31 protein-coding genes are annotated in these 25,741 nt (G+C 69.2%); 23 read left to right on the top strand and 8 right to left on the bottom strand.

All coding sequences use genetic code 11. From position 1 onward, the window contains the following. Position 1: 1 nt before the first annotated feature. Together EDD30_RS06770 and EDD30_RS38860 are read right to left on the bottom strand one after the other, a co-directional pair. Positions 2-544: a GNAT family N-acetyltransferase gene (locus EDD30_RS06770; RefSeq protein WP_071808955.1), complete on the bottom strand. Its 543-nt coding sequence runs from the start codon at positions 542-544 to the stop codon at positions 2-4. Beyond that, a complete protein-coding gene (locus tag EDD30_RS38860) occupies positions 541-726 on the bottom strand; it encodes a hypothetical protein (protein WP_071808956.1) in 186 nt (61 codons plus the stop codon). The genes EDD30_RS06770 and EDD30_RS38860 overlap by 4 nt, the downstream gene beginning before the upstream one ends. Before the next feature lie 97 nt (positions 727-823). Between EDD30_RS38860 and EDD30_RS06780 the strand changes: the two genes are divergently transcribed. Beyond that, entirely contained in the window at positions 824-2,185 is a 1,362-nt protein-coding gene (locus EDD30_RS06780) for a phytase (RefSeq protein ID WP_071808957.1), read from the top strand. A 20-nt stretch (positions 2,186-2,205) separates the two neighbouring features. On the opposite strand, the gene EDD30_RS06785 is transcribed toward EDD30_RS06780, so the two are convergent. From EDD30_RS06785 to EDD30_RS38185, 3 genes are all read right to left on the bottom strand, one after another. Further along, complete coding sequence (locus EDD30_RS06785; RefSeq protein WP_071808958.1) at positions 2,206-2,946, bottom strand: GntR family transcriptional regulator; 741 nt, start codon at positions 2,944-2,946, stop codon at positions 2,206-2,208. A 68-nt stretch (positions 2,947-3,014) separates the two neighbouring features. Continuing rightward, entirely contained in the window at positions 3,015-3,380 is a 366-nt protein-coding gene (locus EDD30_RS06790; RefSeq protein WP_143162994.1) for a hypothetical protein, read from the bottom strand. Positions 3,381-3,437: 57 nt separating this feature from the next. Continuing rightward, positions 3,438-4,007 (bottom strand): hypothetical protein, encoded by a 570-nt coding sequence (locus EDD30_RS38185; protein ID WP_143162995.1) that lies wholly within the window; start codon positions 4,005-4,007, stop codon positions 3,438-3,440. Positions 4,008-4,644: 637 nt separating this feature from the next. Here EDD30_RS38185 and EDD30_RS06800 point away from each other — a divergent pair. The 18 genes from EDD30_RS06800 (at position 4,645) to EDD30_RS06885 (ending at position 20,950) form a co-directional block, all read left to right on the top strand. After that, complete coding sequence (locus EDD30_RS06800; protein ID WP_071808961.1) at positions 4,645-5,328, top strand: response regulator transcription factor; 684 nt, start codon at positions 4,645-4,647, stop codon at positions 5,326-5,328. A gap of 13 nt (positions 5,329-5,341) precedes the next feature. Beyond that, the gene (locus EDD30_RS06805; protein WP_071808962.1) at positions 5,342-6,874 is read left to right on the top strand and encodes a sensor histidine kinase; all 1,533 of its coding nucleotides are present in this window, start codon (positions 5,342-5,344) and stop codon (positions 6,872-6,874) included. 396 nt (positions 6,875-7,270) lie between these two features. Beyond that, complete coding sequence (locus tag EDD30_RS06810) at positions 7,271-8,047, top strand: HesA/MoeB/ThiF family protein (RefSeq protein WP_071809001.1); 777 nt, start codon at positions 7,271-7,273, stop codon at positions 8,045-8,047. Positions 8,048-8,058: 11 nt separating this feature from the next. Continuing rightward, positions 8,059-8,331 (top strand): MoaD/ThiS family protein, encoded by a 273-nt coding sequence (locus EDD30_RS06815; protein WP_071808963.1) that lies wholly within the window; start codon positions 8,059-8,061, stop codon positions 8,329-8,331. A gap of 5 nt (positions 8,332-8,336) precedes the next feature. Then, positions 8,337-9,116, top strand: coding sequence for a molybdate ABC transporter substrate-binding protein (gene modA / locus EDD30_RS06820; RefSeq protein WP_071808964.1), 780 nt, complete (start codon positions 8,337-8,339; stop codon positions 9,114-9,116). Continuing rightward, the gene (locus EDD30_RS06825; protein WP_084557489.1) at positions 9,113-9,949 is read left to right on the top strand and encodes an ABC transporter permease; all 837 of its coding nucleotides are present in this window, start codon (positions 9,113-9,115) and stop codon (positions 9,947-9,949) included. The genes modA and EDD30_RS06825 overlap by 4 nt, the downstream gene beginning before the upstream one ends. A 14-nt stretch (positions 9,950-9,963) precedes the next feature. Then, a complete protein-coding gene (locus tag EDD30_RS06830) occupies positions 9,964-10,998 on the top strand; it encodes an ABC transporter ATP-binding protein (protein ID WP_244945570.1) in 1,035 nt (344 codons plus the stop codon). Further along, positions 10,995-12,143 (top strand): chromate efflux transporter, encoded by a 1,149-nt coding sequence (gene chrA / locus EDD30_RS06835; protein ID WP_071808966.1) that lies wholly within the window; start codon positions 10,995-10,997, stop codon positions 12,141-12,143. The genes EDD30_RS06830 and chrA overlap by 4 nt, the downstream gene beginning before the upstream one ends. A gap of 10 nt (positions 12,144-12,153) precedes the next feature. Beyond that, positions 12,154-13,392: an ABC transporter permease gene (locus tag EDD30_RS06840; protein WP_084557492.1), complete on the top strand. Its 1,239-nt coding sequence runs from the start codon at positions 12,154-12,156 to the stop codon at positions 13,390-13,392. Further along, complete coding sequence (locus EDD30_RS06845; RefSeq protein WP_071808968.1) at positions 13,382-14,044, top strand: ABC transporter ATP-binding protein; 663 nt, start codon at positions 13,382-13,384, stop codon at positions 14,042-14,044. The genes EDD30_RS06840 and EDD30_RS06845 overlap by 11 nt, the downstream gene beginning before the upstream one ends. After that, positions 14,041-14,445, top strand: coding sequence for a hypothetical protein (locus EDD30_RS06850; protein ID WP_071808969.1), 405 nt, complete (start codon positions 14,041-14,043; stop codon positions 14,443-14,445). The genes EDD30_RS06845 and EDD30_RS06850 overlap by 4 nt, the downstream gene beginning before the upstream one ends. Positions 14,446-14,504: 59 nt before the next feature. Next, positions 14,505-15,674, top strand: a complete 1,170-nt coding sequence (locus EDD30_RS06855; RefSeq protein WP_071808970.1) for an ABC transporter permease — start codon at positions 14,505-14,507, stop codon at positions 15,672-15,674. 229 nt (positions 15,675-15,903) lie between these two features. Further along, entirely contained in the window at positions 15,904-16,407 is a 504-nt protein-coding gene (locus tag EDD30_RS06860) for a MarR family winged helix-turn-helix transcriptional regulator (protein ID WP_084557496.1), read from the top strand. Between the two features lie 26 nt (positions 16,408-16,433). Further along, positions 16,434-16,838, top strand: coding sequence for a hypothetical protein (locus EDD30_RS06865; RefSeq protein ID WP_071808971.1), 405 nt, complete (start codon positions 16,434-16,436; stop codon positions 16,836-16,838). A gap of 343 nt (positions 16,839-17,181) precedes the next feature. Further along, a complete protein-coding gene (locus tag EDD30_RS06870) occupies positions 17,182-17,397 on the top strand; it encodes a heavy-metal-associated domain-containing protein (protein ID WP_071808972.1) in 216 nt (71 codons plus the stop codon). Beyond that, on the top strand, positions 17,394-18,374 hold the full coding sequence (locus EDD30_RS06875) for a hypothetical protein (RefSeq protein ID WP_071808973.1): 981 nt from the start codon (positions 17,394-17,396) through the stop codon (positions 18,372-18,374). The genes EDD30_RS06870 and EDD30_RS06875 overlap by 4 nt, the downstream gene beginning before the upstream one ends. A 12-nt stretch (positions 18,375-18,386) precedes the next feature. After that, the gene (locus EDD30_RS06880; RefSeq protein ID WP_071808974.1) at positions 18,387-20,645 is read left to right on the top strand and encodes a heavy metal translocating P-type ATPase; all 2,259 of its coding nucleotides are present in this window, start codon (positions 18,387-18,389) and stop codon (positions 20,643-20,645) included. A 53-nt stretch (positions 20,646-20,698) separates the two neighbouring features. Then, the gene (locus EDD30_RS06885; protein ID WP_071808975.1) at positions 20,699-20,950 is read left to right on the top strand and encodes a hypothetical protein; all 252 of its coding nucleotides are present in this window, start codon (positions 20,699-20,701) and stop codon (positions 20,948-20,950) included. Positions 20,951-21,039: 89 nt separating this feature from the next. Here EDD30_RS06885 and EDD30_RS06890 read toward each other — a convergent pair whose 3' ends face one another. Further along, positions 21,040-21,561, bottom strand: a complete 522-nt coding sequence (locus tag EDD30_RS06890) for a PASTA domain-containing protein (protein WP_084557516.1) — start codon at positions 21,559-21,561, stop codon at positions 21,040-21,042. A 443-nt stretch (positions 21,562-22,004) separates the two neighbouring features. Further along, the gene (locus tag EDD30_RS06895; protein ID WP_071808977.1) at positions 22,005-22,496 is read right to left on the bottom strand and encodes a MarR family winged helix-turn-helix transcriptional regulator; all 492 of its coding nucleotides are present in this window, start codon (positions 22,494-22,496) and stop codon (positions 22,005-22,007) included. A gap of 176 nt (positions 22,497-22,672) precedes the next feature. Here EDD30_RS06895 and EDD30_RS06900 point away from each other — a divergent pair, with 176 nt between their 5' ends. Beyond that, positions 22,673-23,740, top strand: a complete 1,068-nt coding sequence (locus tag EDD30_RS06900; protein WP_071808978.1) for an alkene reductase — start codon at positions 22,673-22,675, stop codon at positions 23,738-23,740. A gap of 21 nt (positions 23,741-23,761) precedes the next feature. Here the strand turns inward: EDD30_RS06900 and EDD30_RS06905 are convergent, their stop codons facing one another. Further along, positions 23,762-23,914, bottom strand: coding sequence for a hypothetical protein (locus EDD30_RS06905; protein ID WP_211278009.1), 153 nt, complete (start codon positions 23,912-23,914; stop codon positions 23,762-23,764). 20 nt (positions 23,915-23,934) lie between these two features. On the opposite strand from EDD30_RS06905, the gene EDD30_RS06910 reads away from it, so the two are divergent. The 3 genes from EDD30_RS06910 (at position 23,935) to EDD30_RS06920 (ending at position 25,535) form a co-directional block, all read left to right on the top strand. Beyond that, complete coding sequence (locus EDD30_RS06910) at positions 23,935-24,132, top strand: hypothetical protein (RefSeq protein WP_211278010.1); 198 nt, start codon at positions 23,935-23,937, stop codon at positions 24,130-24,132. 240 nt (positions 24,133-24,372) lie between these two features. After that, the gene (locus tag EDD30_RS06915; protein WP_123678120.1) at positions 24,373-25,251 is read left to right on the top strand and encodes a hypothetical protein; all 879 of its coding nucleotides are present in this window, start codon (positions 24,373-24,375) and stop codon (positions 25,249-25,251) included. Continuing rightward, on the top strand, positions 25,248-25,535 hold the full coding sequence (locus EDD30_RS06920) for a hypothetical protein (RefSeq protein ID WP_071808980.1): 288 nt from the start codon (positions 25,248-25,250) through the stop codon (positions 25,533-25,535). Before EDD30_RS06915 ends, EDD30_RS06920 begins: the two co-directional genes overlap by 4 nt. Positions 25,536-25,741 lie beyond the last annotated feature (206 nt).

The following is a 25,741-nucleotide window of genomic DNA, read 5'->3' on the forward strand; positions in this document are numbered from 1 at the left end:
TTCACGAGCGGCATCTGCGGACGGCCTCGACGCTCTCGGTTCCGCCGACGGTGGGACTGCGGCGTTCGAGCAGGATGACGTCGCGCCATCGGCCGCGATGACAGCCGATGCGTTCGCGGGTGCCGATGGTGCGGAAGCCGCAGGAGTGGTGCAGGGCGAGGCTGGCGGCGTTCTCCGGGAAGATCCCGGACTGGATCGTCCAGATCCCGGCGGCCTCGGTGGACGCGATCAGTCGCTCGAGCAGGACGCGGCCGACGCCGCGTCCGCCATGGCCGGGATGGACGTAGACGGAGTGCTCGACCACTCCGGCATAGACCGGCCGGGTGGAGACCGGGGAGCAGGCCACCCAGCCGGTGACGACGCCGTCCGCGTCGAGGGAGACGAACCGGTGCCCGCGCAACCGGCCCGCGTCGAACGCCTCCCAGCTCGGCGTCTCCGTCTCGAAAGTGGCGTGCCCGGTGGCGATGCCGGCGGCATAGATGGCGAGGACGGCGTCGGCGTGCCCGGCGGTCATCGGCACCAGGCGGGCCCGGGCGCCGTTCATCGGTCGCCACCGGCGGCGGCGGGAGAGGCGTCATCGTGGGCAACGACGACCTCGTCGGCGGCGCCGGCCGGCAGGCGGCGCGGCAACGACTCGATGATCACGGGCACTCCTCGGGCCGGCGCCGGCGCGGCGATCTCGAGCAGGGTACCGAGCTGGGCGGAACGCCTCGAGCTCGACCTCACGCCCCTGCGCGCACATCGAAGTTCTTCGTTGTCAGGACATCTTGATGTAACGTCTCTTGCGATTGGATCCGTGGGCACCCCGACGCCGGGAGGCGCCATGCATCTCCGCTCCGGTCACCGCCTGCTGACCGTGACGACGACTCTTCTCTGCACGGCCCTGCCGCCCCTCGCCCTGCTGCCCCTCGCCCCGGTGGCGCTGGCCGCCGGCCTGCCCGTTGTCGACGCCGAGCGGGAGACGCCGGCGCTGTTCGACGACGAGGCGGGCAGCAACTCCAATGCCGACGACCCGGCCATCTGGCTCCACCCCACCAACCATGGCCGCAGCGTCGTCGTCGCCACCGCCAAGGAGGGCGGCCTGCGGGCCTACTCGCTGACCGGCAGGCAACTGCAGTCCATCGCCGCGCCGGTCGGCTCCGGATCGGAGGAGGCCGGACGGTTCAACAACGTCGACCTCGCGTACGGCGTACGGCTGGCCGGCGTGCCGTCGGACCTCGCCGTGGTGTCCGACCGGGGACGCGACACGCTGCGGACGTACCGGATCGATCCCGCCGCGGCGGCGGGCGGGCGGGCGCCGCTGACCGACGTGAGCGACCCGGCCGCGCCGCCGGTCTTCTCGAGCAGCCCCGACGAGGTCGGCGACCAGGCGACGGCCTACGGACTGGCGACCTGGCGCGACCCCGCCTCGGGGCAGCACTACGCGCTGGTCAGCCGCCGCCACACCACCCAGGTGGCGCTGGTCCGGCTCGTCACCACGCCGGCCGGCACGATCACCTACACAGTGGAACGCCGCCTGACGCTGCCGTCCAGTTTCCGGTTGCCGGACGGCTCGAGCTGGACGCCGTGCGGGGAACCGGGAGAGCTGCCACAGGTGGAGGGCATGGTCGTCGATGCGCAGACCGGCGTGCTCTATGCGGGGCAGGAGGACGTGGGGATCTGGCGGATGCCCGCCACCCTGACCGGTACGCCCGTGCTGATGGACAAGGTCCGGGAGTTCGGGGTGCCGGCCACCTTCGATCCCGACACGGAGGAGTGTGAGGTCTCCGGGCCCGACCCGGGCGCGGGTGGCAAGCACATCTCGGCCGACGTCGAGGGTCTGACGATCTACTACCGCGGCAACGGCCGGGGTTACCTGCTCGCGTCGAGTCAGGGCGACGACACCTTCGTGGTGTACCAGCGTGCCGGCGGCAACGAGTACGTGGCGACCTTCCGGATCGGGCCCGATTCGGACGGGCCGGACGGCTCCGAGCAGTGCGACGGGGCGATGGTGCTGAACGTGCCGCTCGGGCCGGACTTCGACGAGGGCCTGCTCGTGGTGCAGGACGGCGTCGACACCCCGGACGTCCGCGACCCCGCGGGCGAGGTGCGGACGAACACGAACTTCAAGTTCGTGGAGTGGGACGACGTCGCCGACGAGACCGGGCTCGCCGTGGACACCAGCGGCTGGCATCCCCGGCGGTGAGGACCGGACCGTCCCGGCGCTCACCGCTCGACGAGCGCCATCTCGAAGCTGTAGAGCGCCGGCCGGTAGACGTGGCTGCCGTATTCGACGGCGCGGCCGCTGTCGTCGTAGGTCGTCCGGACCATCGTCAGTAGCGGCGCTCCGCGCCGTTCCGTCAGCAGGGTCGCCTCCCGGCCGGTGGCGGCGCGCGCGCCGATGCGCTGGGAGGCCACCCGCAGAGTCACGCCGACCGCTCGCAGCAGTGCGTACAGACCCTGCCTCTCGAGCCGCTCGGGGGTCAGATCGGCCAATCCGGTGGGAAGCCAGTTCTGCAGGATGGCCAGCGGCTGGTCATTGGCGTAGCGCAGCCGCTCGAGCCGCACCACCTCGGCGCCCGGCGGCTGGTGCAGTGCCACGGCTATGTCGTCCGTCGCCGGCACCACGGTCGCCGAGATGACCTTGGTGGTGGGATACTGGTTGGCCCGGAGAAGGTCGTCGTGAAGGCTGCTCAGCTCCACGTTCCGCTTGACCTGACCGTGCACCACCTGCGTGCCGACGCCGCGCTTGCGGACCAGCAGTCCCTTGTCGACCAGATACTGGATCGCCTGGCGCATGGTGGGGCGCGACAGCCCCATCTGGTCGGCGAGAACTACCTCGTTTTCCAGCCTGGCGCCGGGAAGCAGCTCGCCTCGGTCGATCATTGCTTCGATCTGCTGGGCGACCTGGAAATACAGCGGGACCGGGCTGCGCCGGTCGACCGCCACGTTCACCGGACTGCTCACCAGGTCCTCCCCCGATCGCCTCCCTCCAGGCTACAGCTCGTCAGAATGTCAGGACAAATACCGGCGGCTCAGGCGTGAGGTACTCGCCCGAGGCGGGCTTCTTCATCCTTCGAAGCGGCGTGTGGCGACAGGACAAGCTCGACGAGGTTCGTACAGCCGCGCAGGAAGTCGCAGGTGCGCTCTGGGCCGAGGCCGCCGAGCTGGGCCGTGAGATCGAGGCGATCGAGGCTGCGGGCGACCCCAGCGGCGAAGGCCAGAAGCTGCGCGGTCGTGTCGCTGCGGTCAAGCAGTTCGCTCGGGCGGCCAACAGCAAGAAGGGCATCGACGCAATGGTCCGCCAGCACCTCTGGACAACCGTCCCACTTCACTTCGTACGCGCGGCCGCCGCGACACATCTGCGGTTGCGGCAGTTTCGGCACCCCGGCGGCACGCATCAGCTCGATCGGGTGGCCGCAGCACCTTGTCCCCCGTCACCCACGACGAGCCCGACACTAGGCAGGTGGAGTCGTGCCGCGCGGGGAAAATTGAGCCTGCCATGCCAGGTAGATGCCGATCGAGCGGATCGCGAAGCGGTCTTCGACGTCGCACAGGACGTAACCCAGAGATTGATCGACGAAGGCGCTCAACGAAGAGATCGGATCCACGTAGGTCTTGACGTCCACCAGCGTGTCGCCCAGAACCAGGTCTCCGATCGCGAAGGCATCGTCGAATACCGGCCGTACGACGCGCGGAGGCCCGAACTCGATCAACATGGGCCGGCCTGTCGTGACATAGCTGTGCCACAACGCCTGCAGCGCCTGCTCGGTGTCGGGACGCAGACCTACGTCGCCGAACGTGGCTAGCCACTGCTGGTACGACTGTCGCCACAGCGCGGGATCCGGGTTTGCGTAGCCTGCGCATGACTGCGGAGTACTGGCACAGCAACCGGACATCACGCACCAGGCCGGAGGTCGACGGCGGCGTCCACGACGCTGGTCGCCGCCATCGGCCAAGACCTGCGTCGCTTGCCTGCCCGGGATCCAGATGCAGGCCGGCGGTGCGAAGGATGCGTTGGGCTTCATCGCGCGGAACCAGGTCGAGGACGTCGCCGTACGGGAGAGCCTCGGCCAGGTCGAAACCGATGCACCACTCGATGGCACCGCCGATAGCAGCCCGCGCACCGGGGTCGACACCGGTCATGACCGGCTCGGCCGTGCTCATTTGCCCGGGGCGCGGCGAGGGTGTCAGGAGATGGCGGGCGACGAGACGTCAGACGGTGACCGGCATGAAGATGTTGAACAGCAGCCAGGCGGCGCTGAACAGCAGAAGAAGCGCGGTGGCCATCAGGAGCCAGTTGGTGAACCGCATGGGCGGCCTCCTGCAGGCATCGCGGGTAGCGGACTGTTCGTGACCCCACCAATATCGTGGATCACTGAACCTCGGCACCCACGCTAGGCCCGGTATGTGCAACGAACCGTCAAGCCCAGTGCAGAGGACTCTTCAGCTTCGGACATGAGATTGACAGTTCAGCGTCGGACATGAGATTGACAGTCGGCGATGGTCATGCCTCTCGCGCCGGGGCCGGGCGCGGCTGCCGGGTGGCGTCTCCTCGCAGTCTGGCCGAGGGGGTGAAATGTATTTACATTCATCACAGAAACGTTGGCTAGACTTCCCACCGCTGGTGGAACGCCGTCCTGTTTCGGGGGAGTTGGGACTACGTTGCGCATTCTTGTGGCTGAGGACGACGAGCACGTTGCAGACGCGCTGGCCGACGCACTGCGCCAACACGGCCACACCGTCTTGTGGAAGGCCGACGGCGGTGCAGCGGTGGAGGCTGCGGGGGAGACCGATTTCGTCCTGCTCGATCTGGGTCTTCCGGATCTCGACGGCTATGAGGTGTGCCGCCGGATCCGGGCCACATCGACGATCCCGATCATCGCGCTGACAGCGCGATCAGAGGAGATCGACCGGGTCATGCTCCTGCAAGCGGGCGCCGACGACTACGTCGTGAAGCCCTACGGCTTCCGCGAACTGCTGGCCCGGATCGAGGCGGTGATGCGGCGCACCACCCAAGCCGTCGTTCCCACAGCCTCTCCAGCGGGGGATCCTCCGCTGGAGATAGGAGCCCTCAGCATCGACATCCGGGTACGCAAGACCTCCGTGGCGGGCCGGCCACTGTCGCTGACTGCCAAGGAGTTCGACCTGCTAGCCCTTTTGGCAGCTGAACGCGGCGCGGTGCTCACCAGGGAGCACATCATCGAGCAGGTCTGGGACGAGAACTGGTTCGGCTCGACTCGGACCCTCGACGTCCACGTGGGGACCTTGCGAACCAAACTCGGCGACAAACGATGGATCGAGACCGTTCGTGGTGTCGGCTTCCGGCTGACCGACCCGCGCGGCTGAGGAAGGGTGACCTGTGCAGAAGAAGCTACTTCTCACCTACCTCACCGTCACCGCCGTCATCCTGCTGATGCTGGAGGTCCCTCTCGCCCTCAGCTACTCAATGAACGCCTACCACAAACTGGCCAACACGCAGGCACGCGACACCCGTGAACTGGCCGCCGAAGCCAGAGCGGTCTTGGAGGACGAGACTAGGGCGGCGGCCTTCGAAGAGCGACTGCGGCGTTTCGAAGCCAACCGTCAGACCACGGTCATCCTCGTCGATGTCAAGGGCAGAGTGGCCGCGGCATCGCACGCCGACGTCGACGGCACCGCCGCCGCGCTGCACTCATCACTGGCGCAGGCGTTGCAGGGCAGGAGCGCCGGCCCGTCCCAGCATGCCCGGCACGCCCTGTGGCCGGGGGACGTCATCATCGCCGAGCCCGTCCTCGAAGGCGACGATGTGATCGGCGCCCTGGGTTCCGTCGCCTCAGGCACGGCCGTACAACAGGATGTGGTCAGGCACGCCCTGCTGCTGCTCGGCGCAGCGGTCCTGGCGCTGGCCGCGGTCGGTTTGGCCAGCGTGCCGCTGTCCCGCTGGCTGTTACGGCCCATCCGACAGTTCGACCATACCGTGCGTTCCATCCTCGACGGTGCGTATGACGTGCGCGTCCGATGCGCAGGCGGCCCACCGGAAATGCAAGGACTGGTCGACGGGTTCAACCGGATGGCTGACCATCTCGTCACTCTGCTGGAGACGCAGCGGGCCTTCGTCGCCGACGCCTCCCACCAGATGCGCAACCCGCTGACCGCGTTGCGGCTGCGAGTCGAGACTCTCGAATCGGGAGTCCGGCCGGAGTCCAGGAAACGACTCCAGCAGGCGCTAGCGGAGATCGAACGTCTCTCCATGCTGCTGGATCAACTCCTGCGGCTGGCCCGGGCCGAAGGCCGGGACCAGTCCGTGACACCGGTGAACGTGGCGGAGGTCATCACGACCAGAGTGGACGCCTGGGAGCAGGCCGCGGCCCGCAAACGTGTCACATTGTTGGCGCCCGATCCGGACGGGACCGTCTCGGCGTGCGTGCCCGGCCATCTCGAGCAGATTCTCGACGTCCTCATCGACAACGCGATCCATGCGTCCGCCGCGAACGCGTCGATAACCGTACGTCACAAGGCTGCCGGGGCATATGCGCAGATCCAGGTGATCGACGAGGGCCCCGGCATGTCGGCGGAAGACTGCCAGCGCGCGCTCGGCCGGTTCTGGCGGGGCAGCAACTCCGCCAAACGGGAGGGATCCGGTCTGGGACTGGCGATCGCCGACACCCTCGCCAAGGCCAACGGCGGATCGCTACGCCTTCTGCCGGTGACCCCGCGTGGCACCGAGGCCCGGGTGGAGATGCCGCTCTGCCCCGGGACCGCTCCAGCGACCGAGGTCCGTGTGCTCGTGCCTGCGTGCCCTCGGGCTGCCGTGAACGGAAGATCGCCGGCCGAGCAACACACTGCCACCCTCCACGGGCAGCTTGCGGGTGCATCTGCGGCAACGCCGGCCGGTGAGAGGCAACCCGCCTGACCACAGCGGCACGGCGGGGCGGGCCGTCGTGCGGCACTCGATGAGGCCGCACATGCGTGTCGCCATGAACTCGTGTCGCCATGAACTCCGAGGGGCCGGCGGTGGCGCTCATCGCCGCCGACCGATCATCCTCGTGGGCAATGCCTCCTTCCCTGGCGGCCGGAGCCGTGCATCGAGCACATACCGCGGGCTCCCACTGTGCGCCGATGGACAACGAACCACCTGCGATTTGTTCCGCTACTCCTGCTCATCCTTCGGTTCCGTGGGCCGCTGGTCCGGCCCTTGTCGGGCTCTTGCCCCGCCCTTGACGTTCTGCTGCACATCCCCTGATCTGCGCCTCGATACGGTCGTTGACGTTCCGGCAACAAGTCGATACACGACACGCGGGGGATGAGGATGACGCTTCAGGCGCCAGACTTCACTCAATTCCAGCTCGATCGCTACTCACGCCAGCTGCGCCTGGACGGCTTCGGCCTGGAGGGCCAGCGCCGGCTCCGCGACGCCCACGTCGCCATCTCACGTGGCGGCGGCGTCGGAGGCACGGTCGCTTCGCACCTCGCCATGGCAGGCGTAGGCCGCCTCACCCTGGCACACGGAGGCGAGATCGTTCCCGAGTACCTCAACAGGATGCTGCTCGCCAACCCCCGGGACATCGGACGCCCGTGCGTGGACGCGTTCGCTGACAGCCTTGCCCGTATCAATCCCGATGTCGAGGTGACCACCTATCCGGAATACGTCACCGACGACAACGCCCTGCGGATCGTGCGCGACGCCGATCTCATCGCCGACGGCGCGCCGCTCTTCGAGGAGCGCTACGCCCTCAACAAGGCCGCGGTCGAACTGCGACGCCCGCTCGTCTCCGGGGCGATGTACGACACCGAGGGCTACATCACCACCGTGCTGCCCGGCCGCACGCCGTGCCTGTCGTGCATCTACCCGACCAAGCCACCGTACTGGACCGACATCAAGGTCTTCCCGGCCATGAGCCCGGGACCCGGACTCGTCGGCGCCGTCATGGCCATGGAGGTGATCAAGGTGCTCACCGGGTTCGCCGAACCGCTGAACAACCAACTGATGTTCTTCGACCTGCGTTCCAACATGACCCGCCTGCTCAAGGTGGCCCGCCGACCGGACTGCACCGTCTGTAGCCATCTCGACAACAACGACTGTTGAGGGAGAGCCTCATGCCGAAGATCTTCGTTCCCACCATCATGCGCAAACACACCGCGAACCAGTCCGCCGTCGAGGTGGCCGGCAGCACCGTCTCCGAGGCGATCGACAACCTCCTCGTCAGCTACCCCACGGTTGGCGAACTGCTGCGCGGCAGCGACGGCAGGCTGCGCGCGTACCTCAATGTCTTCGTCAACGGCGACGACATCCGCGGGCTCGACGGGGAACAGACCGGCCTGACCGAGAAGGACGAGGTCCTCGTTCTCCCCGCCATGGCCGGCGGCTGACCCTGATGGCACGACAGTGGCTCGCCAGGGCCGTCATTTGTGCCGCGACGGCTCTGGCGGTAACCGGATGCGGCAACGCACACGGCGCCGCACAGAGCGGACACGGACAGAAGACGGTCACCGTCTTCGCCGCATCATCGCTCAGCGGCGCCCTGGAAGAAGCGAAACGCGAATTCGCTGCGGTACACCCGGGACTGCATATTCGGCTCAACGTGGGCGGCTCCTCCACCCTGGTCACGCAGTTGAAAAACGGCGCCCCGGCAGACCTGTTCGCCTCCGCCGACGAACCGACCATGGACAAGGCGGTGGAGGCAGGCCTGACCGTCGGCTCCGTCCAGCACTTCGCCGGCAACGTTCTGAGCATCCTCGTCCAGAAGGGCAACCCCCATAAGATCAACGGGCTGGTGGACCTGAGCCGCGAGGATCTGACGGTCTCGCTGTGCGGGCCGCAGGTCCCCGCCGGGCGCTACGCACGGCAGGCACTGGAGCGAGCGAAGGTTCCCGTGCCCAGGGGCGGTGAGGAACTCGACGTCAAGCAGGTCGTCAGCCGCGTGACTCTCGGCGAGGCGGACGCCGGCATCGTCTACGCCACCGACGCCAAGTCGGTGGCCGGTAAGGCGGACGAGGTCACCATTGCCGACGATCAGAACATCGTCGCCCGCTACCCGGCGAGTGTCCTCAACACAGGGGACAACCCCGCCGGCGCCAAGATGTTCCTCGACTACCTGCTCTCCGCCGACGGCAAGAAGATCCTGCAGAAACACGGCTTCCAGGAGCCGCGATGACGGCCGCGGTATCCCACCCGGTCGCCACGCCGCCGCCACCGCGAGCCCGCCGCTCGCGGTGGCTGGCGGTGACGGTCACACTGCTCGGCGGCATGGGGCTGATGCTGTTCGCCGCCCCCCTGGCGTCCCTGCTCCTGCGTGTCCCGTGGGCTGAAGCCGCCTCACAGCTGTGGTCCCGGCAGGCTCGCGATGCCCTGCAGGTCTCCTTGCTGTGCTCGGTGTGCGCGACAGCGCTGTGCCTGATCCTGGGGCTTCCGGTGGCATGGATCCTGACGCGCACCCAACTGCCGGGCCGTTCGATCCTGCGCGCCATCACCACGCTTCCGGTGGTGCTCCCGCCGGTCGTCGGCGGCGTGGCGCTGCTGCTGGCGTTCGGGCGCGAGGGCGTCTTCGGGAGTTTCCTCGACGACGCGTTCGGCATCCGGCTCGCGTTCTCCACCTACGGCGTGATCCTCGCCGAGACGTTCGTGGCGATGCCCTTCCTCGTGCTGACGGTGTGCGGTGCGCTGCAGTCCGCGGACCGCCATCTGGAGGAAGCGGCCCGCACCCTCGGCGCGAGCCCGTGGACGGTGTTCCGGCGGATCACCCTGCCGCAGATCCGCCCCTCCCTGCTGTCGGGGGCGGTCCTGTGCTGGGCCCGCGCCCTGGGCGAGTTCGGCGCCACCATCACCTTCGCCGGCAACCTTCCGGGCACCACCCAGACCCTGCCGCTGGCGGTCTACGTAGCCCTGGAACAGAGCCCCGAAGCGGCGGTCGTCCTCAGCCTGCTGCTGGTGGCGGTGTCGTTGAGCATCCTGATCGGCCTGCGCAAACAGTGGGCCGGTGGGCTATGACCCTCTCCGCACAGATGCAGCTGGTGAACGGAACCTTCGGCCTCGACGTCGACATCGAGGTCGCCGACCGGGAGACCGTCGCCGTCCTCGGACCCAACGGAGCCGGCAAAAGCACCCTGCTGCGCGCCCTGGCCGGTCTGCACCGCCTCGACTCGGGGCGGCTCACCCTCAACGGCCGGGTGCTCGACGACCCCGCCGCCGGGTCGTTCGTGCCACCCGAATGCCGTCCCGTCGGCGTGGTCTTTCAGAACCTGCGCCTCTTCCCCAGCCTCAGCGCCGTCGACAACGTCGCTTTCGGGCTGCGCTGCCGGGGACTTGCCCGCCGGGAAGCGACCCGGCAGGCCGCTGCATGGCTGGACCGGGTCGGTCTGGCCGACCGTGCCGCCGCACGACCCGCCGAACTGTCCGGCGGTCAGGCACAGCGCGTCGCCATGGCCAGGGCCCTGGCGGTGGCGCCGGAGATGCTGCTGCTCGACGAGCCGCTGTCCGCGCTCGACGTCGGCATGCGCGCCGAGATGCGCCGCGATCTGCAACGGGCGCTGGAGTCCTTCCCCGGTGTACGCCTGGTGGTGACCCACGACCCCACCGAAGCCTTCACCCTCGGCGACCGGCTGATCATCCTGCAGGAGGGTCGCGTGGTGCAGACCGGAACCCCTGCCGAGGTGACCGCCCGCCCGCGCTCGCAGTACGTCGCCCAGTTCGTCGGCATCAACCTGCTGCGGGGCTGGGCCGAGCGCGGTCGGCTGACCGTGGAAGGCGGCTTCGAACTGGTAGTGCCCGAAACCGCGCACGGCGAGGTGTGGGCAGGCATCAGGCCCCGCTCGGTGGCCCTGCACCGCGAACGCCCCGACGGATCGCCGCGTAACACGTGGCCGTGCCGCATCGAGAGCCTCGACGTCGAACGCGAGGTGCTGCGCGTCGTCCTCGCGGGCAAACCGTCGCTGGTCGCCGAGGTGACGGCCGAGGCTTTCGCCGATCTCGCGCTGCGCATCGGAGACCGGGTCTGGGCCTCCCTGAAGGCCACCGAGATCGAGGTGTTCCCGGCATGACCGATCTGGACCGGTCCGCCCGACGCCGGGCAACCGCCGAAGTGTTCTGGGTCTTCCTGCGCATCGGCGCGTTGTCGTTCGGCGGCCCCGCAGCGACGACGGGACTGGTCCACAGCAAAGTCGTCCTCGGTCTGAAATGGATCGACAAACGCGACTTCCTCGACCTGGCTGGCATTGTCAGTGTGCTGCCCGGTCCGAACGCCGTGGAGATGGCCATGCACATCGGCCGCCACAGGGCCGGGCGGGCCGGCTTCGTGGCCGGCGGCGTGGCGTTCATCCTCCCCGGCGCCCTACTGGCCACGATCCTGGGCGCGTTGTATGTGCAGTACGGGACCACCCCGGCGGCCGCCTCGCTGCTGTACGGCATCAAACCTGTGGTCGTCGCGGTCACCGCCTGGACCGTCATACGGCTCGCCGGCTCCGCGAAACCCCGCCGCCCACGACGTGCCGTCCTCATGGCCGGCGTGGCCGTCGCGTACGTCATCGGGGTCGACGAACTGCTCCTGCTCGCCGTCGCGGGGGTGCTCGGGCTCGCCGCTCACCTGCGGCACACCGGCGTGCCGCACAAGCCGGGCGCCCTGACGCTCGCGTTGGCGGCGCCCATGGGCCAGCCCGACCTACCGTCGCTGGCCGGCGTGTTCCTCAAGGCCGGCGCGCTGCTGTTCGGCGGCGGGGCCGTGCTGCTGGCGCTGCTGCGCGGCGAGCTCGTGGTCGACCGTGGCTGGATCACCGAGTCCCAGCTGCTCGACGCCATCGCCGTGGGCCAGGTGACCCCGGGGCCGGTGCTCAACACGGCCACCTTCCTCGGCTACACACTCGGCGGGCTGCCGGGTGCGCTGATCGTCACGATCGTCGTGGTACTGCCGTCCTTCGTGCTGATGGCAGCGGCCGGCCCCCTGCTACGGCTCATCCGCTCCTACAGCTGGACCCGCGCCGTACTCGACGGCGTCACCCTCGGCGTGATCGGCGTGCTCGCCGGAGTCACGGTCGAGTTCGGCCGGACCGGGATCATCGATCCGCTCACCGCTGCCGTTGCCGCGGGCGCAGCCCTGATCCTGTGGCGCCGACCCCGGTCCGCCCTCGTCCTCGTCGCCGCCGGCGCCGCCTTCGGGTTGCTTCGGCTCCTGGCCCACCACTACATGTGAAGGAGGAATAGTGCCACGATTTACTCTGGTGTGGGCGGAGCTGACAGGCAGACCGATCCGCACCCTCACCGGCGCGGTCAGCCTTGCGATCGGACTCGCGCTCTTCCTAAGCCTCCAGGCGTACGGCAGCGGATACCGGCAAGCTGCCAGGGCTCCGCTGTCGGAGATCGGCACCGACATCGTCGCCCAGCGCGAAGGCGACCGGCCACAAGCGTTCGAAGGCGCTGTCTTCCCGCACTCCGCCGCGGTGATCACCGACGACCAGGCATCGTCCATCGCCGCCACCGACGGCGTCGAGGCGACCAGCCGAGCCCTGATCTTCTGGTCCTTCCAGGACGACGACCTGGTCGTCACGCTCGGCATGGACCCGGCGGAACGGATCGGGCCGGGCCGGCTGAGCGCCGGTCTCCGCGCCGGCCGGTTCCTGCAACCTCAAGACTCCGGAGTTGCCGTGCTCGACCTGAGCTATGCGGAGCAGAAGCAGATCAAGACCGGCGACACCTTCACCATCGCCGGGCAGGCGTTCACGGTGGTCGGCCTCGTCGACACCAGCCGAGCCGGCCAGATCGCCAACGCCAACGCCTACCTGCCTCTCGCCGACGCACAGAAGATCACCACATCTGCCGGAATCTCGGGCCCGACCGACGTCAACATGGTCTTCGTCACCGCCCAGCCCGCCAGCAGCGAAGCGGTCGCCCGTGAAGTCGCGGCCGCGCTCGGCAAGGACAGCCTCATCACCACGCCACAGTCGTTCGACGACGCCCTGGGCTCCACCTTCTCCCTGATCGACCGCTTCGGCCTGCTGGTCGGTATCGCCGCGCTGCTCGTCGCGGCGGCCGGGCTGGCACGCACGGTGAGCGCCAACCTCGCCGAACGGCGCCGTGACGTCGCCGTGATGCGGGCGGTGGGCTGGCCGCGCCGCGCCGTGACAACCCAGCTCACCGCGGAGACGGCGGCCATCACCACACTCGGCCTGGTACTTGGTGTCCTGGGCGCCGTGGCGGTGACCTGGGCCCTGAACACGACGACCGTCACCGTGCCGGTCCCCTGGGAACTCAGCCCCACCCCCCACTTCCTGGCGGGCGGAGCCCGGCAACTGTCCCTCACCGTCCCGATGAACGCCTCGCTGGACGTGTTCCTGATCGCCGCCGCCGCACTGGCCAGCCTGGTTGCGGCAACGCTGGTGAGCATTCTCGCCGCGAGGCGCGCCGCCGGCATCAAACCCATGGAGGCCTGGCGTGTCCAGTGAAGTCCTGAAAGCCGAGGGGATCCGCAAGTCCTTCGGCAAGGTCACCGCGGTGGCCGGCATCGACCTGACCATTCAGGCCGGCGAGTTCCTCGCGATCGTGGGCCGATCGGGATCGGGAAAGAGCACGCTTCTCAATCTCCTCGCCGGCCTCGACTCGCCCGACTCCGGCCGGATCAGCAGCCAGGGCCGCGTACTGCCCACCGGCGAGGACGACCTGGCCGACTGGCGCCGCGCGCACGTCGGTCTGGTCTTCCAGGCATTCCATCTGATCCCGACGCTGTCGGCGTTGGAGAACGTGGCCATCCCGCTCTACCCCCAGCGGATGAGCGACACCGCACGCCGGGAGCAGGCCCGCAAACGCCTGGAGCAGGTGGGCCTCGGCAACCGGACGACCCACCGACCCGGTCAACTCTCCGGCGGAGAGCAGCAGCGGGTCGCGATCGCGCGAGCGCTGGTCGGCGAACCGTCGCTGGTCCTCGCCGACGAACCCACGGGCAACCTCGACACTGCCACGGGCCAGGACATCCTCGACATGTTCCAGCGGCTGCGCCACGAGACCGGATTCGCGCTGGTCGTGGTCACCCACGACGAGAAGGTGGCCGCCGCAGCCGACCGGCAGATCAGACTTCAAGACGGAGTGGAGGTCGCATGACCAGGACACGGATTGCCGCGCTGGCGCTGAGCGCACTACTCGCCGCCGGCGGCTGCAGCTCGCCGGAGCAAGAGACCGCGGACCCCACCGCGGGTGTGGACGTCGACCTCGTCTACCTCAATCACCCCCCGGTGCAACCGGTCCTGCGGGACATCGACAAGGTCCTCGCCGGCTACCAGGAAAAGATCAGCGTCACCCGGTACGACGCCGACACCCCTGACGGGAGGAAGTTCGCCGACGAGCACCATCTGACCGGGCACGTTGCGATCGCCATCCTCATCGACGGTGAGGTGGCCTTCAAGGGATTCCCGGCCGGCGCGGCGCCCGTGCAGAGCGCCGAGGGTGACTGGGAGATCAAGGACCTCGACGCTGCTCTTCAGCAGCGGACGACGAACGGCTGACGGCGGTGAACCACTACGTTGGCTCGCAGTTACGCCACCGTCGGCGACGTGCCGCAGCGGTGGTGGCTGCGGTGGCCCTGGGTGCGGCACTGCTGATCGCCCTCACGTCTCTCGGCTCCGGTTTCCGTGAGGCCGCCCGTGCCCCGCTGGCCGGCATCGCCGCCGATCTCGTCATCACCCGCCCGGACGGCGGCATCCCTTCCGAGCAGACCGGACGCGGTGTACGCCAGCCGTTCGGCCTGTCCACCTTCGACACCGGCGAGATCGGGCAGATGAGCGCCGTGCCGGGCGTCGACACGGCCGTGGGCGCACTGCAGATCTGGGACTTCGGGCCCCGTTCGACCATCACCATCGCCGGAGTCGATCCCGGACAGCGGTCTGTCGGCCCGGGCCGGATCCTGGATCACAACCTGATCGCGGGCCGCTCCTTCCACCCCGGTGAGCAGCGCGTGGCCGTCCTCGACCGCCACTATGCCGCGTTCTATGACACCAAGGTGGGCCAGCAGGTCACAGTCGGCGGACGTGACTTCAGCGTGGTCGGCGTGGTAGAGGTCAAGGATTCAGCGCAGACCGCGGCCTCGAACATCTATCTCCCACTCGCTGACGCACAGCAACTGGCCGGCCTGGCCGCGAACCAGGTCAACCAGGTACACGTGCAGGTCGGCAACTCGGCCGACACCGAAGCCGTCACCGCAGGAATCACCGCGCGCGTCGGACAGGTCAGCGCCATCACCGCCGACAGCCTCGTACAGATCATGGGAGCAGTGGGACGCATCTCCGCCCGCTTCTCCACCATCGCGGCGATCATCGGCGGCATCGGCGGACTGGTTCTGAGCTGGACGGCACTACGCGGCCTGGTCTCCGAACGCACCCGTGAGATCGGACTACTCATGGCCGTCGGCTGGCGACGGTCCCACGTCGTCGCCGCCTTCCGCATCGAAGCCCTGATTCTCGGCCTTGTCGGTGCCGCCGTGGGCATCGCCCTCGGCATCGTCCTGGCCTGGCTGCTCTCCTACATCCCCGCCCCCGATCTCGTTGCCGCTCCACCCTCGATGTCCGGGCACAGCGACGCCGTACAGACCACTGACACCGGGTTGCCCGTCAGGGTCAGCCTCACCGCTGTGGGTGCGGCCGCGCTGGTGTCCCTGGCCGGAGCGACCGGCGCCGGATCCCTGGCAGCCCGCCGCGCAACCCGGCTCAAGCCCGCAAGGAGCCTCGTGTCTCTGTGAAGACGGCATTCCTCTATCGCTCGGCGCCGACCCCTGGCGCGGCCGGCAACGGACAAAGACCGCCGCGTCCGAGAAACCCGGACCATTCGATAGCCAGATGACCCGAGCAGGAACGCACCACGCAGGTACGCAAGCCGGCCGAGGCCACATGGCCACGGCCGAGCGGACGAGCACGGTCCCAGAGCGTCAATGGTTGTACCGCCGAACTAAATGGTTGTATAGTGGAACCATGACTGAGGTGGACGCGCTGGCGTTACAGAACCGGATCAGCGCTTTCGTGCGGGCGTTCGGTCTGCATCAGCCGGACCGCACGCCGTGCGGTGAGGTGGTCCCGGTCTCGGAGGTGCATGCGATGGCCGAGTTGGCCAACGACGGGGCGCTGACCCAGACGGAGCTGATGGGCCGGCTGCGGCTCGAGAAGAGCACGGTCAGCCGCCTGGTCGGGCAGCTGATCGGCCGCGGCTGGGTGCGGCGCGGCAAACGCCCCGGCGACGCCCGGCTGGTCTGGCTGGAGCTGACCGAGGCGGGCCGGGCGGCAGCCGGGCAACTCGCCGCGGCGCGGGCGGCCCGGTTCGCCGCTCTGCTGGACAACATCCCTACCGAGCAGCGCCCGGCAGTGGTCGACGCGCTCGCGCTACTGGTGCAGGCCGCCGCCGGACCCGTGGCGGTGCCGGTGGGCGTCGGGGCGGCAGACCTTGATCAGCGTGCCTTTCCCGCCGGGACCCCCTCATGAAGCCCGGCCCACCAGACACGGCTCCGATGCCCGCCGGTGAGGCGACGCCGACCGGCCGTCGGTACCGGATCGGTGCCCGGCCGACCGTGGCCGGGGTGGTCGGTGCCGTCCTCGGGCTGCTGCCTCACCTGGCACATCACATCGGCTGGTTCGCGGGTACCGCCCTGATCGCCGGAGCCGGTGGCACGGCCCTGTTCGCGGCGGTGGGACTGGCCGCAATGGCGCCGATGCTGTTGCGCCTGCACCGCCGGTTCAGGTGGTGGGGGCCTGGCATCGCGCTGGCCGGGTACGCGCTGATGTTCACCCTGTCATCCACGCTGATCGGCCCCGCCTTGCGCTCCGGAATGGGTGAACCGGCGCCGCACGCTCCGGCGCACACCGAGCACAGGCCGAGCCCGGGCAGTAGCGGACACGGCCACCAGCCGCGCTAGAAGCCGACCGCCCATGACGCCATGAACCAGGCGAGCCCGGCGATGACGGGCCCTCGGTGGTCCGGCCTGTCAGGCACGCGTTCCCTGGATCGCGCCGACGCTGCCCGTGTGGTCGCCGCCGAGCTACTGGTCCCGGGCTTGCGCCACACCACATCCCGGACGCGGCCGCTGCAAGCCGGCGGCGCCGGCGCGCCGTCCGCTGCCGAGTTGTCGTTGGTGCGCCGGTCGCACCCGGCGGGACTCTTGTGGTGCGGCCGCCATGTCGTGGATACCCCGTGGGGGTATAAGTACCGTCGATGGAAAGCGGCACTCGGCCGCTGGTTCCTTGTGAAGGAGAACAGTCATGACGACCCGGAACACCTACACCGTGACCGGCATGACCTGCTCGCACTGCGTCAACTCCGTCGACACCGAGATCCGGCAGATCCCCGGCGTGACCGACGTGCAGGTCGACCTGGCCTCCGGTGGGGTCACCATCACCAGCGATCAGCCCCTCGACGAGACCGCGGTCGCCGCGGCCATCGACGAGGCCGGATACGAACTCGTGCGGTCGTCATGAACACCCCCACCAAGCTGGGAGCCTTCGGCCTGGGGCTTGCGGTCGTCTTCACCGCAGCCCTCGGCCTCGGCCGCACCGTCGGCCCTACCACGACGCCCGCCGGCACAGCCGCCCACGACCAGCACAACGAACCCGCCCAGGACGCCGCCGTCGCGGCATTGCCAGCAGGGCTGCAGGTCACCCAGGACGGCTACCGGCTGCAGCCGATCAGCACCGATCTCGCTGTCGGCGAAGCCAAACCGTTCCAGTTCCGCATCCTCGGGCCCGACGACAAGCCGGTCACCGACTACACCATCAGCCACGACAAGGACCTGCACCTGATCGTCGTCCGGCGCGACCTGTCCGGCTTCCAGCACGTACACCCGGAGTTGGCGGCCGACGGCACCTGGTCGATTCCCCTCGCCGTCGCCGCACCCGGGCAGTACCGGGTGTTCGCGGATTTCCAGCCCGACGGCGGCGCCGACGGGCTGACCCTCGGCGCTGACGTCCCTGCCGCCGGCGACTACCAGCCCCGCCCGCTGCCGGTGGCCGAACGCACCACCACCGTCGACGGCTACACCGTCACCATCACCGGGGACCTCGTCCCGGGCGGCTCATCGCAGGTGACCCTGTCGGTGAGCAAGGACGGCACACCGGTCACCGACCTGCAGCCCTACCTCGGCGCCTACGGCCACCTCGTCGCCCTGCGCGACGCCGATCTGGCCTACGTGCACGTGCACCCCGACGGCGAACCCGGCGACGGCAGGACAGCCGCCGGACCCGACATCGTCTTCCACGCCGACGTCCCCTCCACCGGCAACTACCGGCTCTACCTCGACTTCCAGCACAACGGCACCGTGCGCACCGCGGAGTTCACCGCGAACGCCGGCACCCTGCTCCCCCAGGCCAGCGCACGCGCCGACATCCCGGCCCCGGCTGCCCCGTCGGCGGCGCCGAGCGCGTCGAAGCACGACGCTGACGGCCACACCCACGATTAAGGAGAAGCACTCATGGCGATCACGCGGCCGCTGCAAACCGCGCCGAACCGGATCGAATTGTCGATCGGCGGCATGACCTGCTCCTCCTGCGCGTCGCGGATCGAGAAGAAACTCAACCGCATGGACGGCGTCACCGCCACCGTCAACTACGCCACCGAGAAGGCATTCGTCGCCTACGACGACACGATCACCCCGGACGCTCTGATCACCACCGTCGAGACGACCGGCTACACGGCGGCCCTGCCGCCGCCGGCGTCCGCCGACGACCCGGACGCCTCGGCCGAACCCGTCGACGAACTGAGGGCGGTGCGGACCCGACTGTTCACGGCGATCGCGCTCAGCGTCCCGGTCATCGCGCTCGCGATGGTGCCGGCCTGGCAGTTCACCTACTGGCAGTGGGCGTCACTGACGCTGGCCGCACCGGTCGTCGTCTACGCCGGCCTGCCCTTCCACAAGGCAGCCTGGACCAACCTGCGGCACGGCGCCGCAAGCATGGACACCCTCGTCTCGCTCGGCACTCTGGCCGCGTTCGGCTGGTCATTGTGGGCCCTGTTCTTCGGCACCGCCGGTGAGCCGGGCATGACGCACCCGTTCAGCCTCGACATCGGCGGCACCGACGGCGCCGGCAACATCTACCTGGAAGCCGCCGCCGGGGTGACCACGTTCCTGCTGGCCGGCCGCTACTTCGAGGCCCGCTCCAAGCGGCGGGCCGGCGCTGCCCTGCGCGCGCTGCTGGAAATGGGCGCCAAGGACGTCATCGTGCTGCGCAACGGCACTGAGGTCCGCATCTCGGTCGGGCAGTTGGCCGAAGGCGACCAGTTCCTGGTCCGGCCAGGTGAGAAGATCGCCACCGATGGCGTCGTCGAGGACGGCACCTCCGCCGTCGACACGAGCATGCTCACTGGCGAATCCGTGCCCGTCGAGGTCGGCCCCGGCGACACCGTGGTCGGTGCCACCGTCAACGCCGGCGGCCGGCTGATCGTGCGGGCCACCCGCATCGGCGCCGACACCCAGCTGGCGCAGATGGCCAAACTGGTCGAGCAGGCCCAAACCGGCAAGGCCGCCGCCCAGCGGTTGGCCGACCGCATCTCCGGGGTGTTCGTGCCGATCGTCATCACTCTCGCCGTCGCGACGCTCGGCTGGTGGGTCGGCACCGGCAACGGCTGGACAGCCGCGTTCACCGCCGCCGTCGCTGTGCTGATCATCGCTTGCCCCTGCGCTCTCGGCCTGGCCACGCCCACCGCGCTGCTGGTCGGCACCGGCCGCGGCGCCCAGCTCGGCATCCTGATCAAAGGCCCGGAGGTCCTCGAATCCACCCGCCGCGTGGACACGATCGTGCTGGACAAGACCGGCACCGTCACCACCGGCCGGATGACCCTCGCCGCCACCCTCGCTACCGAGGGGGAGGACCAGAACGAGCTGCTGAGGCTGACCGCCGCTGTGGAAGCCGCCTCCGAGCACCCGATCGCCCAGGCCATCGCTCGTGCCGGCGCCGACCGAGGCCCATTGCCCCCGGTAACCGGATTCACGAACCTGGAAGGGCTCGGCGTCACCGGCACCGTCGACGACCACGACGTGCTCGTCGGCCGGCCGCTGCTGCTGCGCGAGCACGGCTATACGCTCACCGCCGGCATCGAGCAGGCGCTCAAGGCTGCGCAGGAGTCGGGCCAGACCGCGGTGGTCGCCGGCTGGGACGGTCAGGCTCGCGGGATCCTCGCCGTTGCGGACGCAGTCAAGCCGACCAGCCGGGAGGCGATCACCGCCCTGCGTGGTCTCGGCCTGACTCCGGTGCTGCTCACTGGCGACAACGAGAACGTCGCCCGGGCGGTGGCCGCCGAGGTCGGTATCGACGAGGTGATCGCCGACGTGCTGCCCGCCGGCAAGGTCGACGTTGTCAAACGACTGCAAGATCGGGGCAGGGTCGTTGCGATGGCCGGCGACGGGGTCAACGACGCCGCGGCCCTAGCCCAGGCCGACCTCGGTCTGGCCATGGGCACCGGCACCGACGTAGCCATCGAAGCCTCCGACCTGACCCTGGTCCGCGGTGACCTGCGTGCCGCCGTCGACGCCATCCGGCTGTCGCGGCGCACGCTGGGGATCATCAAGAGCAACCTGTTCTGGGCGTTCGCCTACAACGTCGCCGCTCTGCCCCTGGCTGCGGCAGGCCTGCTCAACCCAATGATCGCCGGCGCGGCGATGGCGTTCAGCTCGGTGTTCGTCGTCGGCAACAGCCTGCGACTGCGCCGCTTCACCAGCATCACCCCGCACTAGCCGCACGCACATCGGCGCCGCCCTGCCGGCAAAACACCTGGCAGAGCGACGCCGTGTCATACCGGCTACACAACGCCGCGCCGCCGTTGAAGCTACGACCCGGGGCACCGTCCGAGCAGCAGACCGCGCGGGAACACGACCGCAAACGCCAGTCCTCGCCACGGATCGCGGTCGAGCACACCATCGCGGAGCTGAAATGGTGGCGCGTCCTGCAACGCTTCACCGGCCGCCGCGAGTTACTCCCCGAGACCATCAACGCCATCGCCGGCCTCGTCTCGGACAAATCCGCTGGCCTCACCTGGTGAAACGCCCACGACAGTCTGATCATGCGCTACCAACGCAGGTACGATAGGCCGAAGCCCGGTTCCTTGGGGTGTGCTCAGGGGGCCGGGCTTCACTGCGTCTTGAGCCAGCACCACTTGGTACGACGGCACAAGTCCGGAACGTTGACCTCAGGCACTGCACCAACAGCGCCGTCCTTTGAGTCCACGGGCGCAAGGTCGGCAACCGTTACCTGAAGCGGCTGGCTCATCCGCAGCGTCGTTCCCGCCTTCGGCTGCTGAGCGACGATCGTTCCCGCCTCCTCGCCGGCCTTCGGCTTGCGCCAAGACGCGTCCAAGTAGAAGTACGCAGCCTCAAGGTCGCCTGACGCGACGTCATCCCAGCGCACCCCGATCAAGTCAGGCATCGGCTTCGCGAAGAAGCTGACTTCCGCCTTCGTCGCCTCCAGGATCTTCGCGGTGCTGCCGGAAGAGGCCCGCGCGCCAGCGGCCGGCGTGGTGCTCAGGACCACGGCGTCGCTCGTCCAGTCGCTCACCCCGATCGGCGTCGCAGCGTTTGCCGAGAGCCCTACCGCCTTGAGTTGGGCCTGGACGGTGTCCATGGTGTCGCCAACGAGATCAGGGACGGCCACCATGCCGTCTGAGGTTGTCTCTGCGGCCCGGTCTGGCTCTGGGGGTACCCGCGCGACACCCTGCAAGGACGACGAGTGCTGTAGCGACGAGAGCGATGCCCATCCATGAGCGCGTCATAGCTGGCGACGTCATCTTCTGCCCGCCACAGTCTGCCAAGCAGAGGGGATGATCTAAGGAGTGGACCGCTTCTGATGGCTTCAAGGCAGCGATCGACACCAGACAGGATGCCTAGACACAAGCGGCGAACGCCGATCCGCCGGTCACCCGGAGCACTTCCCGTCGCGACCCGCCGCCGCGACCGTCCCCCGTCGTCACACCACTCACGTCTTCGTCTCCCGTTGTCCATTGAAGCGCATGGATCTCGCACGTAGGACGGTGCACCCGGAAGATCAATGGACGCCAGTGTCGGAACGATTACAGCGCCGGGCCCGGCGCGGGATCGGGCTCAGCCGTCCTGGGTGGTCGCGCGGGTGAGATTGCCCTCGATGCGCTCGAGGACGCGGAGGGTTTCGGTGCGTTCGGCGGCGCTCAGGTCGCCGAGGGTCTTGTCCTCGAGCTCGGTCCATATGTTCTCGACCTCGCGGCGCAGGGCGAGGCTCGCGGCGGTGGGCTCGATATAGCTGGCGCGCTTGTCGTTGGCGCACGGGCAGCGGCGCACGAAGCCCGCGTGCTCCAGGCGCTGGATGGTGCGGGTCATGGTGGCCGCGTCCGAGTCGAGCAGGCGCACGAGGTCGGCCTGGCGCTGGGGGCCGCGCTCCCAGAGCTGCATCATGACCAGCTCCTGCCCGGGGTGCAGACCCACCCGCCGCAGGAGCTGCCCGACGTACATCCGGTGCAGCCGGGCGACGCGGAAGATCGCGTGACTGACCGGGCCGCCCCGGGCGCAGGCCGGGACCGCCGCACCACCCGCGAGATCCGGATCGGGACAGGCTGACACTTGCTCTCCTCGGCGGCCTGAAACATTGTGCAAGCAGTTATTACGGTGCCGCCATTCTACCGTACGGACATATTCCCAGTTCATAGCCGTGAGTGACGTGGATTACGGAGCGTTCCCCGCGCCCCACTTCGCTGGTTTACTTGTTCGGACAGGTACTTCACGGGACGGGACTGATCATGACCACAGCATTCGACTCGCACGAGCTGGGCGGCAAGCGCCTGGCCAACCGCATCGCGATGGCCCCCATGACGCGGAGCCGCGCCTACGGCCCCGGCGCGACACCGACGGACCTGATGGCCACGTACTACGCGCAGCGCGCCGGCGCGGGTTTGATCATCACCGAGGGGGTCCAGCCGTCGGTCGCGGGGCAGGGCTACCCCAACACCCCCGGCCTGCACTCGGACGGGCAGGTCGCCGCCTGGCGCAAGGTGACCGACGCCGTGCACGCCGAGGGTGGCGTGATCTTCGCTCAGCTCATGCACGCGGGACGCATCAGTCACCCCACCGTGCTGCCGGACGACCTGATCCCCGTCGGGCCGTCCGCGGTCGCCCCCGCCGGCCAGATCTTCACCCAGCAGGGGCCGCAGGACTTCACCACGCCGAAGGAGCTGACCGAGCAGGAGATCACGGAGACGATCCGCGACTTCGCGACGGCGGCTCGCCACGCGATCGCCGCCGGGTTCGACGGCGTCGAGATCCACGGCGCCAACGGCTACCTGGTCCACCAGTTCCTGTCGGCCAACGCCAACCGGCGCACCGACGCCTGGGGTGGCACCGTCGAGGGTCGCATCCGATTCGGCGCCGAGGTTGCGGCCGCCGTCGCCGAGGCCATCGGCGGGGAACGGGTCGGCTTCCGCATCTCGCCGAGCAACCCGTACAACGACATCGTCGAGGAGGACACGGACGCCGTCTACGCCGCGCTGGTCGACCGGCTTGCTCCGCTGGGCCTGGCCTACCTGCACCTGGTCGAGAGTTCCGACCGCGATCTGACGCGCCGGCTGCGCAAGGAATGGCCTACCACGTTCATCCTCAACCCCTTCACCCTTCCGGCGGTGACCGGGCCCGAGGCGCTGGAGCTGATCGAGGACGGCACAGCGGACCTCATCGCCTTCGGCGCCCTCTTCCTGGCCAACCCCGATCTTCCCGTACGCCTCGCCGCCGGCGGCCCGTTCAACACTCCCGACCCGGCCGCCTTCTTCGGCGGCGACCACCGCGGTTACACCGACTATCCGGCCCTAGCCTGACCCGTCCGCAGCGCACGCCCGCTAGATCCGGGGGCGTGCGCCGCGGGGCAGTGTCGGGGAAGGCGACAGGTGGGCGCGCTCGCCCTGGGCGCCGAAGAGGGTGAGCAGCTCTGCGGGCTGCGCACCGCCGCGCACACGCTCGTCCCCGGCGGGCTGCTGCTGATCGTCGACCACGGCTCAGCCGCGCCCTGGTCATGGAATCAAGACCCCGACGCGCACTACCCCACACCGAAGAAGTCGCCGCCGGACTCGGGCTCGACTCTGCACAGTGGCCGGTGCTGGGCGCCGACATGCCACGCCGCCGTGCCGCCGGACCCGGCGGACGGATCGCCACCGTCACCGACAACGTCCTGCCCATCCAGCGCCGCGACGGGAGGTCCACCGGCCGCTGACGACCATCTCGACGCCCGCGGGAGGCGGCGCAGCGCTCCGGATCCGGGCGCTGCGCCGCCTCCCGCGTCCGCGCTTCTCAGGCGACGCCGCCATTCACTACGGCCAATCCAGGGAATCCTCGGATTGGTAAACCGAATGCGCAAGCGTACGCGACAAACCCGGCCCCAAGACGCACCCCCTCGGCGCAATGGCCCCGCCGCGCCGGTGTAAGTTCCTTCCGCATAGATAGGGAGGTATCGATGGCAAAGGGCCTCGGTAGATTGTCTGTCATCTTTGTAACCGGAATTGGTCTCGCCATGTCGGGCGCGGTTCCCGCGCTCGCCACCGAGTCCGATCCGCGGACGCCGGCTCCGGCGGTGAGCGCGACTCAGCGGCCGATCGCCGAAGTGCAGCCCGCGGAAAGGTCTCTGGCGAATGCCAACGCGGCCACCGCCGTGGAACTGGCGCCCCTGGCACCGGCCCTGCCCCCGGGAGTCAGCACCAAGACCTGGTCGGTGCCGGCATTCATCGAGCTCTTCGAGAACAAGTACGGCCGGCCGATGACCGAGACCGAGAAGCAGGCCCTGGCCAGGGGATGCATCGGCGTCACCACCGTCAACCTGGAACGCGGGAACATCAACCCGCCGCTCGGTATGTCGTTCGGCACGTTCCCCACCGCCCGCAACGTGCAGGATGCCATCAACGACATCCTGGCCACCAATCCGACCAGTTCCCAGTTCGTCAGCGCCGTCGAGCAGCACCCCCTGCTGAGCCAGATCGACAATGTCACGCGCTCGTTGCCCAGCGGCCCGACTTCGCAGTGGACGGCCGTCATTTTCTCGAAGCGCTTCTACTCCAAGCAGAACCCGTCGTGGACGGATGAGCAGGCCGAACGCGCGTTTCGTCCGGACCCGGTGACCGACCAGGTGGATATGACGGAATATCGCTACGTGGCCAAGCCGGGATATGTCAATTTCGACTATGGCTGGCTGGACGAAGGCACCGGGAACTGGTGGCACGCAAACCACGCCGAGCCGGGAATGAAGGTTTACCAGAGCACCCTGAGGCACTACTCCCGCCCGCTGCTGGATTTCGACCGCCAGGTCTTCTCGGTGACGTTCGCACGAGTTCACCCGTGACGATCGACCACCTCGTGGGCCGGCGCGTGACGTTGCGCGGCATCGCCGGCGACGCCGCAGGCGGCGCGGTGCTCCTGGTGAGCGAGGGCACACCGGTCTACGTCGAGGGCATGTCCGGCTGGGACGCGCTGGCCGGCAGCACCATCGAGATCACCGGCGAGCTCGAGCGAGCGGAGATCGCCCCGCTGCTCCCGGCGCAGGGCGAGCTGGCGAGTCACGGCGCTCCAGGACGCCAGTACGTCCTGCGGAACCCCACGCAGCCGCGCCCGCAACCCGGAGGATAGGCCCCGGGCACAGGCACCACCGTCGAGGGCGTCAACCCGGCTCGGGTTGACGCCCTCGACGCGCGGCGCTCTCCGGCGGACCCACCGAACGGCCGGCCGGTCACGCCGACTCGGCCACCGCGCCGTCGTCACCACGGGCGCCCGCGAGCTCCACTCGACTCGGTCTCGTCCTGGTCGGTAGGAACGTCCGTCGGCCGTCCGGTGCG

The sequence above is a fragment of the Couchioplanes caeruleus genome (assembly GCF_003751945.1).
Taxonomy (GTDB): domain Bacteria; phylum Actinomycetota; class Actinomycetes; order Mycobacteriales; family Micromonosporaceae; genus Actinoplanes; species Actinoplanes caeruleus.

Excerpts from the sequence above, each read along its gene's own strand:
- EDD30_RS06770 (WP_071808955.1), bottom strand. The coding sequence starts at position 544 with ATGAACGGCGCCCGGGCCCGCCTGGTGCCGATGACCGCCGGGCACGCC.
- EDD30_RS06780 (WP_071808957.1), top strand. The coding sequence starts at position 824 with ATGCATCTCCGCTCCGGTCACCGCCTGCTGACCGTGACGACGACTCTT.
- EDD30_RS06790 (WP_143162994.1), bottom strand. The coding sequence starts at position 3,380 with ATGCGTGCCGCCGGGGTGCCGAAACTGCCGCAACCGCAGATGTGTCGC.
- EDD30_RS38185 (WP_143162995.1), bottom strand. The coding sequence starts at position 4,007 with ATGAAGCCCAACGCATCCTTCGCACCGCCGGCCTGCATCTGGATCCCG.
- EDD30_RS06810 (WP_071809001.1), top strand. The coding sequence starts at position 7,271 with ATGACGCTTCAGGCGCCAGACTTCACTCAATTCCAGCTCGATCGCTAC.
- EDD30_RS06815 (WP_071808963.1), top strand. The coding sequence starts at position 8,059 with ATGCCGAAGATCTTCGTTCCCACCATCATGCGCAAACACACCGCGAAC.
- modA (WP_071808964.1), top strand. The coding sequence starts at position 8,337 with ATGGCACGACAGTGGCTCGCCAGGGCCGTCATTTGTGCCGCGACGGCT.
- EDD30_RS06825 (WP_084557489.1), top strand. The coding sequence starts at position 9,113 with ATGACGGCCGCGGTATCCCACCCGGTCGCCACGCCGCCGCCACCGCGA.
- EDD30_RS06830 (WP_244945570.1), top strand. The coding sequence starts at position 9,964 with ATGCAGCTGGTGAACGGAACCTTCGGCCTCGACGTCGACATCGAGGTC.
- chrA (WP_071808966.1), top strand. The coding sequence starts at position 10,995 with ATGACCGATCTGGACCGGTCCGCCCGACGCCGGGCAACCGCCGAAGTG.
- EDD30_RS06850 (WP_071808969.1), top strand. The coding sequence starts at position 14,041 with ATGACCAGGACACGGATTGCCGCGCTGGCGCTGAGCGCACTACTCGCC.
- EDD30_RS06860 (WP_084557496.1), top strand. The coding sequence starts at position 15,904 with ATGACTGAGGTGGACGCGCTGGCGTTACAGAACCGGATCAGCGCTTTC.
- EDD30_RS06865 (WP_071808971.1), top strand. The coding sequence starts at position 16,434 with ATGCCCGCCGGTGAGGCGACGCCGACCGGCCGTCGGTACCGGATCGGT.
- EDD30_RS06870 (WP_071808972.1), top strand. The coding sequence starts at position 17,182 with ATGACGACCCGGAACACCTACACCGTGACCGGCATGACCTGCTCGCAC.
- EDD30_RS06875 (WP_071808973.1), top strand. The coding sequence starts at position 17,394 with ATGAACACCCCCACCAAGCTGGGAGCCTTCGGCCTGGGGCTTGCGGTC.
- EDD30_RS06880 (WP_071808974.1), top strand. The coding sequence starts at position 18,387 with ATGGCGATCACGCGGCCGCTGCAAACCGCGCCGAACCGGATCGAATTG.
- EDD30_RS06890 (WP_084557516.1), bottom strand. The coding sequence starts at position 21,561 with ATGGTGGCCGTCCCTGATCTCGTTGGCGACACCATGGACACCGTCCAG.
- EDD30_RS06900 (WP_071808978.1), top strand. The coding sequence starts at position 22,673 with ATGACCACAGCATTCGACTCGCACGAGCTGGGCGGCAAGCGCCTGGCC.
- EDD30_RS06910 (WP_211278010.1), top strand. The coding sequence starts at position 23,935 with ATGGAATCAAGACCCCGACGCGCACTACCCCACACCGAAGAAGTCGCC.
- EDD30_RS06915 (WP_123678120.1), top strand. The coding sequence starts at position 24,373 with ATGGCAAAGGGCCTCGGTAGATTGTCTGTCATCTTTGTAACCGGAATT.